At 40.4% G+C, this 15,694-nt stretch carries 11 protein-coding genes, 4 tRNA genes and 3 rRNA genes; all 18 read left to right on the forward strand.

The window, feature by feature from the left end:
- Window positions 1-62: 62 nt before the first annotated feature.
- The 18 genes from ACSAMO_RS09600 to pheA all read left to right on the forward strand — a co-directional run bounded on the left by ACSAMO_RS09600 (window position 63) and on the right by pheA (window position 15,691).
- Window positions 63-1,784: an S-layer homology domain-containing protein gene (locus tag ACSAMO_RS09600; RefSeq protein WP_482489798.1), complete on the forward strand. Its 1,722-nt coding sequence runs from the start codon at window positions 63-65 to the stop codon at window positions 1,782-1,784.
- Between the two features lie 11 nt (window positions 1,785-1,795).
- Window positions 1,796-2,470 carry an S-layer homology domain-containing protein gene (locus tag ACSAMO_RS09605; RefSeq protein ID WP_147515223.1) on the forward strand — a complete coding sequence of 225 codons (675 nt, stop codon included), beginning with the start codon at window positions 1,796-1,798 and terminating at the stop codon, window positions 2,468-2,470.
- 136 nt (window positions 2,471-2,606) lie between these two features.
- Window positions 2,607-4,094 carry a glycosyltransferase-like membrane protein gene (locus ACSAMO_RS09610; protein ID WP_147515224.1) on the forward strand — a complete coding sequence of 496 codons (1,488 nt, stop codon included), beginning with the start codon at window positions 2,607-2,609 and terminating at the stop codon, window positions 4,092-4,094.
- Window positions 4,095-4,583: 489 nt separating this feature from the next.
- Window positions 4,584-6,119, forward strand: a 16S ribosomal RNA gene (locus ACSAMO_RS09615).
- A gap of 183 nt (window positions 6,120-6,302) precedes the next feature.
- Window positions 6,303-6,379, forward strand: a tRNA-Ile gene (locus tag ACSAMO_RS09620).
- A gap of 101 nt (window positions 6,380-6,480) precedes the next feature.
- Window positions 6,481-6,556 (forward strand) — tRNA-Ala (locus ACSAMO_RS09625).
- 326 nt (window positions 6,557-6,882) lie between these two features.
- Window positions 6,883-9,730, forward strand: a 23S ribosomal RNA gene (locus ACSAMO_RS09630).
- A 27-nt stretch (window positions 9,731-9,757) separates the two neighbouring features.
- Window positions 9,758-9,916: a hypothetical protein gene (locus tag ACSAMO_RS09635; RefSeq protein ID WP_412275382.1), complete on the forward strand. Its 159-nt coding sequence runs from the start codon at window positions 9,758-9,760 to the stop codon at window positions 9,914-9,916.
- 83 nt (window positions 9,917-9,999) lie between these two features.
- A 5S ribosomal RNA gene (rrf, locus tag ACSAMO_RS09640) occupies window positions 10,000-10,116 on the forward strand.
- The 16S, 23S and 5S rRNA genes sit together here with 4 tRNA genes alongside, the layout of an rRNA operon.
- A gap of 5 nt (window positions 10,117-10,121) precedes the next feature.
- Window positions 10,122-10,196, forward strand: a tRNA-Glu gene (locus tag ACSAMO_RS09645).
- A gap of 51 nt (window positions 10,197-10,247) precedes the next feature.
- Window positions 10,248-10,324 (forward strand) — tRNA-Ile (locus tag ACSAMO_RS09650).
- A gap of 93 nt (window positions 10,325-10,417) precedes the next feature.
- Entirely contained in the window at window positions 10,418-10,576 is a 159-nt protein-coding gene (locus tag ACSAMO_RS09655) for a hypothetical protein (RefSeq protein ID WP_177617876.1), read from the forward strand.
- A gap of 380 nt (window positions 10,577-10,956) precedes the next feature.
- On the forward strand, window positions 10,957-11,868 hold the full coding sequence (locus ACSAMO_RS09660; RefSeq protein WP_482490649.1) for an S-layer homology domain-containing protein: 912 nt from the start codon (window positions 10,957-10,959) through the stop codon (window positions 11,866-11,868).
- Between the two features lie 131 nt (window positions 11,869-11,999).
- The gene (locus ACSAMO_RS09665) at window positions 12,000-12,188 is read left to right on the forward strand and encodes a hypothetical protein (protein ID WP_499209206.1); all 189 of its coding nucleotides are present in this window, start codon (window positions 12,000-12,002) and stop codon (window positions 12,186-12,188) included.
- A 25-nt stretch (window positions 12,189-12,213) separates the two neighbouring features.
- Window positions 12,214-12,528, forward strand: coding sequence for a TfoX/Sxy family protein (locus ACSAMO_RS09670; RefSeq protein ID WP_499209207.1), 315 nt, complete (start codon window positions 12,214-12,216; stop codon window positions 12,526-12,528).
- A gap of 56 nt (window positions 12,529-12,584) precedes the next feature.
- Window positions 12,585-13,694: a hypothetical protein gene (locus ACSAMO_RS09675; RefSeq protein WP_499209208.1), complete on the forward strand. Its 1,110-nt coding sequence runs from the start codon at window positions 12,585-12,587 to the stop codon at window positions 13,692-13,694.
- A 75-nt stretch (window positions 13,695-13,769) separates the two neighbouring features.
- Window positions 13,770-14,789 carry a 3-deoxy-7-phosphoheptulonate synthase gene (gene aroF, locus ACSAMO_RS09680; RefSeq protein WP_022229170.1) on the forward strand — a complete coding sequence of 340 codons (1,020 nt, stop codon included), beginning with the start codon at window positions 13,770-13,772 and terminating at the stop codon, window positions 14,787-14,789.
- Between the two features lie 89 nt (window positions 14,790-14,878).
- Window positions 14,879-15,691, forward strand: coding sequence for a prephenate dehydratase (gene pheA / locus ACSAMO_RS09685; RefSeq protein ID WP_022229171.1), 813 nt, complete (start codon window positions 14,879-14,881; stop codon window positions 15,689-15,691).
- Window positions 15,692-15,694: the final 3 nt, after the last annotated feature.

Here is a 15,694-nt window from a genome sequence, read left to right on the forward strand (position 1 = left end):
TGTTTTTTATATTGCAATTTATTTACAGATGTAATATAATAAATTTTAAGGGGTGATTTTTAATGAAAATAAGAAAAATTATATCAGCTATACTTACTATGTCTGTTATGTCAGCTTGCATGATACCTATTGCAAAAGCAGACGGATTGTATTCGGAAAAATTTGATATGACGAAAGTAAAAGCAGACAAGACGGACGGTGTTACGAAAGAAGTGGAAGTGCCAGACGGTGACTACACTGTAACGGTAACAACCGGCGGAAAAACAGAAACAAATGCGAATATTTATATAAACGGCGGTGAACGTGTAAGAGCGTACACACTTGAGGCAGGCAAAACACAGGAAAATGAACAGCCTGTTGTGCCGAAAGACGGAAAAATCACCGTACAGGTTAAGGGTGACAACCCTAACGTGACGGAAATAGATATTGAACAGTTACCGACACGAGAAAAAGCCGAAAAACCTACTATATATATTGCAGGTGATTCAACGGCACAAACTTACAACTATACAAAGGTATACCCTCAAACAGGTTGGGGACAAGTTTTTGCCGATTATTTTAATGACGATATAATTATTGAAAACCGTGCAATGGGCGGAAGAAGTTCAAAGAGCTATGACAATGACGGCAGACTTGACAGAATACTTACGGAAATGCACCCGGGTGACTATGTGTTTATTCAGTTCGGTATAAATGACGGTGCTGAAAATAAACCGGAAAGATACATAAGCGTTGAGGACTACAAAAAGTTGATTACCGATAAATATATCGGTGAAGTTGAAAAACGCGGCGGAACACCGGTGCTTATGACTGCAAATGCGGCTGCTTGGTGGGACGAAGAAAACAACTGTTTTATGGAGTCGAGAAAAGATTACGCAGACCCTACGCGTGAAATCGCCGAAGAAACAGGTTGCAAATTTATTGATGAAAATAAAATCGTGACAGATGCGTGGAACAGTATGAGTAAGAATCGTGTTTTGTCGGGCTATTTTGTATGTGAACCGCTTGAAAGCAAGGCTTATCCGTCAGGTACGAACGACACCACCCATATGAAAGCCAAAGGCGCAAAGAGAGTTGCAAAGCTTATTGCAGACGCAATTCCTGAAAATGTGCCTGAACTGGCAAAGTATTTAAGGGGTGATGAAACATTTACGGATATACAAGGTCATTGGGCGGAAGATGTTATAAAAACACTTGCAGAGAATGACAAAGTATCGGGAGTCGGTGACGGCAAGTTTAACCCTGACGGAACTGTAACGCGTGCGGAATTTTTGAAGATGGCAATGGATTCGTTTGGTATAGTCGGTCACGCATATCGTGACGGCGAGTGCCTTGACGCAACAAATGATGATTGGTATTGCTACTATTTGCAAGGTGCGTTGGATAAGGATATTATTCCTAAAGAAATGATTGAGAACTGTGATTTTACAAATGTTACAAAAATGCTTAAAGAATCAACAGAGAAAGAAAAGGCTGTCAGAGCTAATGTAAATGTTTATACGGGTAAGTTTTACGGTGATAAGCCGATTACTCGTGAAGAAATGGCTGTAATTGCAACTCGTTGCAAAAATTATAAAATGAGAAACTGGAGAGATTGGGACAATGAAAGACGTTATCCTATTTTTTCGTTTAAGGACAGTGATGAAATTGACGAAAAATATATAAGTTATGTAGTAGAAGCTTATGATCTGAACTATATAGACGGTATGGAGGACGGTCGCTTTGCACCGAAAGAGAATTTGACGCGTGCACAGGCGGCGGTTGTAATGAATAATTTAAAATAGGAGAAATAGGAATGAATATGAAGAAAGTAGTCGCAGTAACATTGATATTGTCGTCAATGACGGCGGTATCGGCAAGTGCGGCGGAATTTAACGACATCAAAGGTCATTGGGCGGAAGATGTTATAAATGAACTTGCCGACAAAGATATTATACACGGTGTTTCTGACACGGAGTTTAATCCGGACGGAACTGTAACGCGTGCAGAATTTTTGAAGATGGCTTTGGGTACAGTCGGTATTGCCGATGTGCCGTACAGGAGTGGCGAATGTCTTGATGTTACCGCGTCCGATTGGTACGGCGGTTGTGTGCAAAGTGCGCTCGACAAAGGCTTGATACCTGAAGATATGATTGGCAACTATGCAGCAAAGATAACTGACGGCAAGGTTATTTACAGTGGCTTTTTTGACGGCGACAAGCCGATAAAACGTGAAGAAATGGCATATATGGTTTATATGCTGTATCAATACAGTTGTGATGAGGAGGAGTCCTATAATATACTTACTCCTGTCGATTTACAGTTTGATGATGTAAGCCAAATATCGCAATGGGCATTGGACGGTGTCAGATATGCGTATACAAACGGCTTAATATCGGGTATGGACGACGATACATTCAGACCGCAGCAAACCGCAACACGTGCGCAGGCTGCGTCTATTATAAGCAGATTACTTGATAAAACGGAATAGAGGTGTAAGAAATGTTTAGCAAAAAAACAATCAGAATTATTTGTCTTGTTACCGCAATAGCTATGGTTGTACCTATTTGTATAGGTATTATCAGTATGTTTGCAGGTGTTAATTAATGTTTTAAGGAGAAGTACATATGAAGAAAAAAATCATATGGTTATTTTATTTGTTGTTTGCAATATGTTTTACTTTTACTACAATAAATATAATATTGCATAATACATATTATAAAGCATTGCACTTGATTTGTGTCACAACATTATGCTTAGTCGGCTTGACAATAATATATAAAAACCTTTCCCAAAATGAGAAATTCATTGAGAAAAATTATAATAAGATACTTATCTCATTTGGTATAGGTATGTTTATAATAGAGATTGTATTGGGAATTGCATTAAGGTATGATCCGTTGTGGGATGTGGGCGCGATACATAAAGGTGCTATTGAATGGGTTGAAACAGGAACGTTTGAAAATTATTATGAATATTTCTATAGATTTCCTAACAATCTTGCGGCAATGGCATTTTTGCATTTGTTTTTCAAAATTGCATCAATATTTGGGATTAAAGACTATTTTGCGATTTCTGTCGTAATAAACAGTATTATGGTAAGCTGTACAACGGTAATAGTATCACTGATTTGCAAGAAAATAGCTGATGTGAAATATGCCGTTTTTGCATTGGTACTGTTTGGATTTAGTGTTCAATTCTATTTCTTGGGTGGTGCTGTGTATACTGATATGCTTTCTGTTATGTTCCCGGTATTATTTTTCTATTTATATCTGAACTCTAAAGAACAATCGGAAAAAAGAAAAATAATTACATATATATTAATGGGACTGACAATTACAATAGGAAGTTTGAATAAATTCACTGTAATCATAATTGCTATAGCAGTAGGCATTGATTTGCTCATAAACAGAAAATTCAAGGAGTTTGCAAAAATTCTTGTCAGCGTAGTGAGTATTATGATGATATTTAATGTAACATTTAATTTATATATGTATTCGTCTCATTTGGACAGACAAACGGCTAAGGGTGAAAATACACCGTATAATCATTGGGTCATGATGGGGCTTAAAGGTGATGGTGTATATAATCCTGAGGATTATGAGTTTACAAGAAAATATGATTATGATGAAAACAGAAACAGTAAGATAAATAAAGAGATTTTCGATAGAATAAAAAATCTGGGCTTTTGTGGCATATTTGATTTGGCAATGACAAAATCAACAGCAGATTTCGGAAACGGAACATATGGTGCTGAAGATTTTTATAATTGTAATCCTCAAACCGATACAAAGTTGCATGATTGGATTTTGCCCGAGGGGAAGAATTATAAAAAGTATGCAACATATGCAACATCAATGCATATTGCAATATTAATTTTTATGTTAACTGCTGCATGGGGATTTGTATGCTCTGATGATGAAAAACGTAAAAAGATGTTTTCATTGTATTTGACTATATTTGGAGTATATTTGTTTTTGCTTTGCTGGGAAACAAACCGAAGATATTTTTCAAATTTCGCACCTGTAATATTTATTTGCGGAACTTTGGGTATTGATAAATTTATAGAGGTTTGTTTGAAAACTAAAGAAAAAATTAAATGTGGTTTGAAATAGGCTGATAAAGGAACTGTAACGATTTGTTGCAGTTCTTTTTTATTGTAATCGACGCAAATAGTGTATATAATAAGAAATAATCCACAATATATAGTATAATGAAAAAAAGTTCAAAAAAAATGAAAAAAAGTGTTGACAAAAGGGGTAATAGAGTGTATAATAATCAAGTCGTCAGTTGAGAGGGCTAAAGAACACAGGAAGAGAAGTGTTCGGGGTTGAGAAGAGGTTAAAAATTTTTTCAAAAAACTTTTAAAAAAGTCTTGACAAACTGAAAACGATGTGATAGAATAAACAAGCTGTCGCAAGAGAGCATGTACATTGAAAGATAAATAGTGCAGGTTTTATGTCAAACATTTGCTTTGCAAATGTAAAACTATTGAGTTTTTTATGACAGAAATTCGGATAAAAATTACGAAGAGAAGTCAGTTAGTAATTAAGAGCTAACAAACAATCGAGTATATAAGAGCAGAGATGCTTTAATATAACCATTTAAACGAGAGTTTGATCCTGGCTCAGGACGAACGCTGGCGGCGTGCCTAACACATGCAAGTCGAACGAGAATCTTTGAACAGATCTTTTCGGAGTGACGTTTAAAGAGGAAAGTGGCGGACGGGCGAGTAACGCGTGAGTAACCTGCCCATAAGAGGGGGATAATCCATGGAAACGTGGACTAATACCGCATATTGTAGTCAAGTCGCATGACTAGATTATGAAAGATTTATCGCTTATGGATGGACTCGCGTCAGATTAGATAGTTGGTGAGGTAACGGCTCACCAAGTCAACGATCTGTAGCCGAACTGAGAGGTTGATCGGCCGCATTGGGACTGAGACACGGCCCAGACTCCTACGGGAGGCAGCAGTGGGGAATATTGCGCAATGGGGGCAACCCTGACGCAGCAACGCCGCGTGCAGGAAGAAGGTCTTCGGATTGTAAACTGTTGTCGCAAGGGAAGAAGACAGTGACGGTACCTTGTGAGAAAGTCACGGCTAACTACGTGCCAGCAGCCGCGGTAATACGTAGGTGACAAGCGTTGTCCGGATTTACTGGGTGTAAAGGGCGCGTAGGCGGACTGTCAAGTCAGTCGTGAAATACCGGGGCTTAACCCCGGGGCTGCGATTGAAACTGACAGCCTTGAGTATCGGAGAGGAAAGCGGAATTCCTAGTGTAGCGGTGAAATGCGTAGATATTAGGAGGAACACCAGTGGCGAAGGCGGCTTTCTGGACGACAACTGACGCTGAGGCGCGAAAGTGTGGGGAGCAAACAGGATTAGATACCCTGGTAGTCCACACCGTAAACGATGGATACTAGGTGTAGGAGGTATCGACCCCTTCTGTGCCGCAGTTAACACAATAAGTATCCCACCTGGGGAGTACGACCGCAAGGTTGAAACTCAAAGGAATTGACGGGGGCCCGCACAAGCAGTGGAGTATGTGGTTTAATTCGAAGCAACGCGAAGAACCTTACCTGGGCTTGACATCCCTGGAATCGAGTAGAGATACTTGAGTGCCTTCGGGAATCAGGTGACAGGTGGTGCATGGTTGTCGTCAGCTCGTGTCGTGAGATGTTGGGTTAAGTCCCGCAACGAGCGCAACCCCTATTGTCAGTTGCCATCATTAAGTTGGGCACTCTGGCGAGACTGCCGGTGACAAATCGGAGGAAGGTGGGGACGACGTCAAATCATCATGCCCCTTATGCCCAGGGCTACACACGTACTACAATGGCCGATAACAAAGTGCAGCGAAACCGTGAGGTGGAGCGAATCACAAAACTCGGTCTCAGTTCAGATTGCAGGCTGCAACTCGCCTGCATGAAGTTGGAATTGCTAGTAATCGCGGATCAGAATGCCGCGGTGAATACGTTCCCGGGCCTTGTACACACCGCCCGTCACACCATGAGAGTCGATAACACCCGAAGCCTGTGAGCTAACCTATTAGGAGGCAGCAGTCGAAGGTGGGGTTGATGATTGGGGTGAAGTCGTAACAAGGTAGCCGTATCGGAAGGTGCGGCTGGATCACCTCCTTTCTAAGGAGAACCGATTGAGCGAATAGCTTAGTCAAAATTCCTAAGGTCGAACGATAGAAATATCGTCAGAGACAGAACTTGTACTGTTTATCTTTGAATGTACATGTGAAAGCATGAACATTTAAAACACAAAATATTGATATAAGTGGGAAAAGGAAACTGAACCCAATAGAAACCCTGCATGGGCCTATAGCTCAGCCGGTTAGAGCGCACGCCTGATAAGCGTGAGGTCGGTGGTTCGAGTCCACTTAGGCCCACCAATTTTGCGAATTTCGAATTTTTTCTCGGTCTTGCGTACAATGAGTACGCGACGACGTCGAAGAAAATCCGAACTTCATCAAAATTAACCAAAGTAAAATTTGGGGGTGTAGCTCAGCTGGGAGAGCACCTGCCTTGCAAGCAGGGGGTCAGGAGTTCGATTCTCCTCATCTCCACCAATTCAAACAATTTCACGCACATTTCGCATTTTTTCTCAGTCTTGCGTACCGATGTACGCGACGACGTCGAAGAAAAAGCGAACTGCACGCAAACTTGTTTGAATTTAAAATCAATATAAAAGATTGTACCTTGAAAACTAAACAATGTAACAAACGATGATAGAGAGAAACGAGGAAATGACATAGTAATGTCAAACCCCGATAACTAAATTAGTTATCAAACTAATGTGGAAAGGTTTTTTCGATATACGAGAGTATATGGGTAAAAACTTCAATTTCAAAAACAAATCTCTAATTCTTATGTAATTCAAGAACCAAACCAAGTTGGTCAAGCTATAAAGAGCGTAGGGAGAATGACTTGGCATCAGGAGCCGAAGAAGGACGTGACAAGCTGCGAAAAGCTGCGGTTAGGAGCAAATATCCATAGACCCGCAGATATCCGAATGGGGAAACCCGGTACGGCAATACCGTATCACTGCATGGTAAATACATAGCCATGTGGAGGAAACCCTCTGAACTGAAACATCTAAGTAGGAGGAGGAAGAGAAAGAAACATCGATTTCCTAAGTAGCGGCGAGCGAAAGGGAAAGAGGCCAAACCAGAGATAGCAATATCTTTGGGGTTGCGGACTGCATAATTGATTTAACATCTTTAGCAGAAGTGTATGGGAAGACACACCATAGTAGGTAATAGTCCTGTAAGCGAAAGGGATGTTAACATGGCAGTATCCAGAGTACCACCGGACACGAGGAACCCGGTGGGAAGCCGGGGGGACCACCCCCCAAGCCTAAATACTACCTGATGACCGATAGTGAAAAGTACAGTGATGGAAAGTTGAAAAGAACCCCGGAAGGGGAGTGAAAAAGAATCTGAAACCCTATGTTTACAAGCTGCTAAAGCACTATATATGTGCGATAGCGTACTTTTTGTAGAACGGTCCGGCGAGTGTATGTTGCAAGCGAGGTTAAGGTGTTAAGCACTGAAGCCGAAGGGAGACCGAGTGTGAATAGCGCGTACAGTTTGCAGTATACGACCCGAAACCGGGTGACCTAACCATGGACAGGTTGAAGTGGAAGTAAAATTCCATGGAGGACCGAACCCACGTCTGTTGAAAAAGGCGGGGATGAGCTGTGGTTAGCGGTGAAATTCCAATCGAACTCGGATATAGCTGGTTCTCATCGAAATAGCTTTAGGGCTAGCCTCAGGATAGTTTAGCGGAGGTAAAGCACTGAATGGGCTAGGGGGCTTCACGGCTTACCGAACCCTATCAAACTCTGAATGCCGCATAAATGTTTCCTGGGAGTCAGACTGCGTGAGATAAGTTTCGTAGTCAAAAGGGAAAGAGCCCAGACCTACAGCTAAGGTCCCTAAATGAATTTAAGTGGAAAAGGATGTGCAGTTGCGTAGACAACTAGGACGTTGGCTTAGAAGCAGCCACTCATTTAAAGAGTGCGTAATAGCTCACTAGTCGAGTGATTGTGCGCCGAAAATGTAACGGGGCTAAAATTCATACCGAAGCTTAGGAATGATAGTAATATTGTTGGTAGATGAGCGTTGTGTAAGTCTGCGAAGCTACACCGAAAGGAGTAGTGGAGATATCACAAGTGAGAATGCCGGAATGAGTAGCGAGAATTATGTGAGAATCATAATGGTCGAAAATCTAAGGTTTCTTGAGGAAGGTTCGTCCGCTCAAGGTAAGCCGGGAGCTAAGGCGAGGCCGAGAGGCGTAGTCGATGCACATACGGTAAAGATTCCGTAGCCACCGAAGTCGTTAAATACAGGGACACAGGAACATAGCCTAACCCCACCGTTGGTTGAGTGGGGCGTAAGGGAGCGAAAATTAGTAGCGAAGTAGGTGATTGTACACTGGCGAGAAAAGCTGTATGGATTGACAAGGTGCCCGTACCGCAAACCGACACAGGTAGATGAGGAGAGAATCCTAAGACCAGCGGGAGAAGTGTTGTTAAGGAACTCGGCAAAATGACCCCGTAACTTCGGGATAAGGGGAGCCTACGCGAGTAGGCCGCAGAGAATAGTCTCAAGCGACTGTTTAGCAAAAACACAGGTCTATGCTAAATCGAAAGATGATGTATATGGGCTGACGCCTGCCCGGTGCTGGAAGGTTAAGGGGAAGTGTTAGAGCAATCGAAGCACTGAACTTAAGCCCCAGTAAACGGCGGCCGTAACTATAACGGTCCTAAGGTAGCGAAATTCCTTGTCAGGTAAGTTCTGACCCGCACGAATGGCGTAACGACTTGAGAGCTGTCTCAACAACATACCCGGCGAAATTGAAGTACTGGTAAAGATGCCAGTTACCCGTGATAAGACGGAAAGACCCCATGGAGCTTTACTGTAACTTGATATTGAATTTTTGTATTACATGTACAGGATAGGTGGGAGACAGAGAACTAATGCCGCCAGGTGTTAGGGAGTCGATGTTGGGATACCACTCTTGTAATATGAAGGTTCTAACCTGCACCCGTGAATCCGGGTGGGGGACACTGTCAGGTGGACAGTTTGACTGGGGCGGTCGCCTCCTAAAAGGTAACGGAGGCGTTCAAAGGTTGGTTCAGCACGGACGGAAATCGTGCAACGAGTGCAAACGCATAAACCAGCCTAACTGCGAGACCGACAAGTCGAGCAGTAACGAAAGTTGGAGTTAGTGATCCGGCGGTATGAGAGTGGAATTGCCGTCGCTCAACGGATAAAAGCTACCCTGGGGATAACAGGCTGATCTCCCCCAAGAGTCCACATCGACGGGGAGGTTTGGCACCTCGATGTCGGCTCATCGCATCCTGGAGCTGTAGTCGGTTCCAAGGGTTGGGCTGTTCGCCCATTAAAGCGGTACGCGAGCTGGGTTCAGAACGTCGCGAGACAGTTCGGTCCCTATCTATCACGGGCGTAGGAAATTTGAGGAGAGCTGACCTTAGTACGAGAGGACCGGGTTGGACGTACCGCTGGTGCACCTGTTGTTCTGCCAAGGGCATAGCAGGGTAGCTAAGTACGGACGGGATAAACGCTGAAGGCATCTAAGCGTGAAGCCCCCTTCGAGATAAGATTTCCCATAGCGTAGGCTAGTAAGGACCCATGAAGACTACATGGTTGATAGGCCGGAGGTGGAAGTGCAGTAATGTATGCAGCTGACCGGTACTAATAGTCCGAGGGCTTGACCAAGCATTTTAATCTGCGGAGCAGATAAAAATGCGAATATGTACGAAAGCAAAGGAGCAGAAGCAATTCAAAGAATTGCGAGGAGCGACTGGTTGCCGAAAGGCAATGCGAAGTACATACAAGCGTAAGCTTGAGCATAAAAAGCAAGAGCAGATTAAAATACAGATGTATCGCTACATCAAAGGTTAGGAACGAGAAAGATAAGAAATTAGAGAAAACGCATTGTGAAGTTATGTTGTTTAGTTTTGAGGGTATGACCTCAAAAGAGAAGATCCGGTGACGATAGCAAGGAGGAACCACCTGTTCCCATGCCGAACACAGAAGTTAAGCTCCTTAACGTCGATGATACTTGGTGGGTGACTGCCTGGGAAAGTAGAAAGTTGCCGGAACTCATGGCCCGTTGGTCAAGCGGTTAAGACACCGCCCTTTCACGGCGGTAACGCGGGTTCGATTCCCGCACGGGTCACCAACATTTTAAACAGCCTTTCTTGTAAAGGCTGTTTAATCTATTTAATATTATGGACCATTAGCTCAGTTGGTTAGAGCATCCGGCTCATAACCGGACGGCCCTAGGTTCGAGTCCTAGATGGTCCACCATAAAATAAATCGCATTTTATGCGGTTTATTTTTGTATATACACCTTTTTATACAAATGCTGATTGGATTTTATTGATGAGAAGGATAAAAATAATGAAAATATTAGATTTTTATTGGTCGTTAAATACCGATTGGTGGGAATGGAAACCAAATGGAATGAGAGTAATAAAGCCCGATGCCCCAAAGGAGGCACAAGAGAGTTACAAACATTATTTAGAACAGATATCCGGAGAACAGGGAAAATCATTATAAACATAAATATTGAGGTATTTTTATGAGTGAATTATTTGATAAATGGGAAGATGATATAAAAAAGTATTGTGAAATTAATAATTTAAGTTTTGAAAAAGCCAAGAATATGGCGAAATGTTGGGAAAAGATGATTTGATTTTACAATATTATGATAGTTCAAAAAATAATGGAAAAGGTTTAAATGATGAGATACCTCTGCCGATTGTGTTAAAAATTAAAAAGAAAGATAACGTATTGATATTTGAACAAACGGAATATACCAATAAATATTTATCTAAAAATTAATTACTATCAGTTTTTTGAATTTTAGTAAAAAAATATTGACAAAATATAATTTTACATATATTATGATAACAAATAATAGCAAGGGAGAAATAAATATGAAAAAATTAATTTGTTTGTTGGTGATATGTGCTAATTTAGTGGGAGTAGCAGTTAATGTATCGGCGTATTCGGATTATGATACAGAAGAAACAAGATTTTTAAGGGTTATGGACATTATGAACGGTTACGAGGACGGAACATTTAAACCTTATAATGTACTTACGCGCTCTGAAGCTATAAGAATAGTTGATGATATGATGGGATTCAACGATGAAACATCATATACAGGAAAAGAAAATTCAGATTTACCGTTTAGTGACATATCAAAGGATTCGTGGGATTGGAAGTATTGGAATTATGCGTACTGTAACAGTGTGATAAGTGGATTTGAAGATGGTACGGCACGACCGAATGATAATGTAACGTATGCACAATTTGTAAAAATGTTGGTTACATCAATAGGATATGACTTTTATTCAGAGGCAGTTGGAGGATATCCGAATGGTTACTTCAAATATGCTGAAAATTTTAATATTACAGATGATATAAATTTGAATTATGATGATGCTATTACTCGCGCATCAGCGGCATTATTAGCCCAAAGAACAATGAACACACCAATAATGGAGTTTATTTCTAAACCAATATCAACAATATTGTCGGAACAAAAAAGTGAATTTGTTGAAAGTAAAATCTATAACGGTACAGGTGCAGATTACAGAACACTTCTTACAAAAAAGAAATGTTATAATGCTGACGTAATCATTGAAAGCATATCGGGCGATATTACTACGGCGAAAATAGTCAATGCAAGAAATTTTTGCGACAAAGAATACAATGGTACGGAAAATTACAGTTTTGAGTTAAACACAAACGGATATGAATTATCAGAAAATGAAAAATACAATGTGGTTGTGGAATACGTTGATGATAAGTATATATTAAAATTTGTACAAACGATAGATTAAAATACTTATTTAAGGATTGATAATAGAAAAGGTAATAAATATCTATGCTATATAAATTTGATAATGATAAATATGAACTGTGCAAAAAATATATAATGGAAGTATATGATGGGAATAAAAAGAATGTTGAAATGTATGATGTATCCAAGAGTATTATAGTGAGTGAAAATTCAGTAAATGATTTCATGGATGCTGCAGATTATGCTATAATACATTTCGGTATGATAAATCAAGATTATTTGAGTGATTTAGGTTGCAAGTTACAATTTTTGTATGATGATATATACAGACAAACAAAGATTAATAAAAAGTCTGAATAGTATTTGATTAACAAAGGAGAAACAGATGGCATCGAGTAAAGAATTTTTAGAATACATATTAGAGCAATTATCGGAGGTAGAGGAAATAACGTACAGGGCGATGATGGGGGAGTACATTATTTACTACAAAGGCAGAATTGCCGGCGGAATATATGATGACCTACTGCTTATAAAATCTGTTAAATCGGCTATTGACTATGTTTCTGACATTCGATACGAAGTACCTTATGAGGGTGCGAAAGAAATGATTTTAATAGAAGAAGTTGACAACAAAGAATATTTAACCGAATTATTTAAGGCGATATATGACGACTTACCGACACCGAAAAAGAAAAAATAACCAATATTGAAAACATCTCAATATTATGGTATAATTCATATAATGAGGTGAGAGAGATGAAAGTAAAGGAAATATGTGATTATTCGGGTTCGACATTGCTTGGAATGAACGGCGGAATGGTTGAGAGTCCCGATTCAAAAAGAATTATATATGCACGCAAAGCAGATTTGACAAAGTCTGAAACGGAAATATGGATATGCGACAGGGATTTTGAAAATCATCGCAAGGTATATGATGTACACTGCGGCAATCACAACGGCCCGTCAGCAACATTTATAACAAACAGCCTTATAGTTTTTCGTGATGTGGAATTTGAGGGCATAGCCGGCAAAGAGCCGTCTATATGTGTATTCCGTATACTCGATGTTGATACGGGTGAGGTTAAGTACAAAATTCACGGCAAAGAAAGTCATTGTGCGGAAAACGGCAAGTATCCGTTTTCAATATCGACAGAATATCTTGACAAAAATCCCGATTATCCCGAAATTAATTCGTGCGGAATTTACATACTTGATGTTGAAAGCGGAAAAATAACTCTTGTTGCAACAGAGGAAGATATTTTAAATATGGTAAGGGAACATGGTCTTACTCCGAACGAGCATACCGCGTCTGTCAGCCACGTTCAGCTAAATCCGTCCGCAACGGCAGTTATGATGCGCTTGGGCGTAAAGGACTGCCCTGTATTCGGTGCGTTGGGGTGTATAGATTTAGACACTAAAAAAACGCATATGATAGCGGACAAGCCTGTACATCAGCTTTGGTTTGACGATGACACATATATGGCTACACGTCAGTTTAATCAAGGCAGACACATTGAAATGGAAACAAGCTACATTGCACGTTTTTCAAAGGACGGAGAGGAATTAGAAGTGCTTGGCGGAATTTCAAATCATATGGACGGAAGTTTTGACAGAAAATATTTTGCCGGTGACAGATGTTATCCCGACTTTGCACCGAATGTTTATTTGTACAAGCGCGGTGACAAAAATCCGATTGCGACTTTTGAAATATCGCAGGACGAATACACCACATGGAAACTTCAGGTACATCCAAATCCGTCGTTTTCGCATGACGGAAAGCGTCTGTACTTTAATAAACAGTGCAAATGTTACAACGGAACATACAGAACGGTAGCTGTTTTTGCAGATGTTTCTGAAATTATTTAAAACTAACTTGCAAAAATTGTCCTTTTTTGCTATACTGTATATGTTGTAATTATTAAAGAAAGAATGTGAACATAAATGATTATTATTATGAAAGAATCCGCATCGGCAAAGGAAATCGAGAGTGTTGAAAAACTACTTGCCGAGTTCGGATTCCAAACGCACCCTATTCAAGGCGAAAAGAAAACAGTTATCGGCGCAATCGGCGACAAGCGTCTTTTAAGTATGAATCAAATTCTTACTATGGACGGTGTTGAAAACGTTGTTCCGATTATGAAACCATATAAACTTGCATCTAAGGAGCTTCACAAAGAACCGTCAGTTATCGAAATCGGTCACGGAATAACAGTCGGTGGCAAGCAACTTGCAGTATTTGCAGGCCCTTGCGCAATCGAAAGCCAGGAACAGTTCACAACTGTATCAAAGGCTGTTAAGGCCTCGGGTGCAAACATTCTTCGCGGCGGTGCGTTCAAGCCTCGTTCATCACCATATTCATTCCAAGGTCTTGAGGGTGACGGCTTGAAGATTATGTACAACAGCGGTCAGGAACTTAATATGCCTATCTGTACTGAAGTACTTGATACAAGAGATGTTGAACTTGTTGCAAAGTATGCTGATATTATGCAAATCGGTGCAAGAAATATGCAGAACTTCAAACTTCTTCGTGAAGTCGGTAAGTGCGACAAGCCTATACTTCTAAAGAGAGGTCTTGCTTGTACTATGGAAGAGTGGCTAATGGCTGCCGAATATATTATGTCTGAGGGTAATGAAAAGGTAATCCTTTGTGAAAGAGGTATCAGAACATACGAAACTGCTACAAGAAATACATTTGACCTTTCGGCAATTCCTGTTTCAAAGGAACTTTCTCATCTTCCTATTATTGCCGATCCGAGCCATGCAACAGGTACATATAAGTATGTTCCGGCTATTGCAAAGGGTGCTATTGCGGCAGGTGCTGACGGTCTTATGATTGAAGTACATAACTGCCCTGAAAAGGCTGCGTCAGACGGCGCACAATCTCTTACACCTGAAAAGTTTGACAAGCTTATGAAAGAGCTTGATCCAATCGCGAAGGCAGTAAATAAGATTCTATTATAAGAAATTTATAGGCTGGATGAAGTTGCCCACATTGTGTGAACAATTTTATTTCAGCCTTTCGTTTTATTGAAGGGAGTTATTGACTTAATATGTTAGGTTATCTTGGTCCGAACGGGACATTTTCACATCAGGCGGCTATGGAATGGTCTGAGGGTAAAGAAGAAATAAAGGAGTTTTCAACGATTTATTCTGTAATTTTGGCGGTTGAAAAAGGCGAAATTGACAGGGCAATCGTGCCGATTGAAAATTCTATTGACGGAAGTATCAACACAACTTTGGATACTCTTGCTTTTGATGTGGATTTATATATAACAGGTGAATACATTCTTCATATAAGCGAAAATCTTATGGTTAAAAAAGGTGTAAAGAAAGAGGATATAAAAATTATCACTTCCCACCCTCAACCGATAGGACAGTGTTCAAAATTATTGTCGCACGAATTTGCGGATGTGAAAATTGAATTTGCCGATTCAACTGCGTCTGCGGCAAAACGTGTAAAAGAATCGGACGGCTCTGTGGCGTGTATCGGCTCACCGAACAGTGCAAAAATTTATGACCTTGATATTTTGTGTCACGACTGCGGTGACGACGCAAATAATTCAACTCGATTTGTTATTATTGAAAAAACACCGAATAAGACAGTTACAGGTCACGATAAGTCATCAATCGTATTTGCGATTGATAATAAACCGGGAAGTTTGTACAGTGCGATTGAGCTTTTGGCGAAGTCCGGAATTAATATGACTAAAATTGAGTCACGTCCTATGAAAAAGGAACTCGGTAAGTATGTGTTCTTCATTGATATAGACGGCAATATTGATGATGCGTCAATTTACTTTGCACTTGATAAAGTAAGACAGAATACATTTTTCTATAAATTTCTTGGATCATACAATTACTAAAAT

The sequence above is a fragment of the Ructibacterium sp. SJQ-7 genome, from assembly GCF_054696575.1.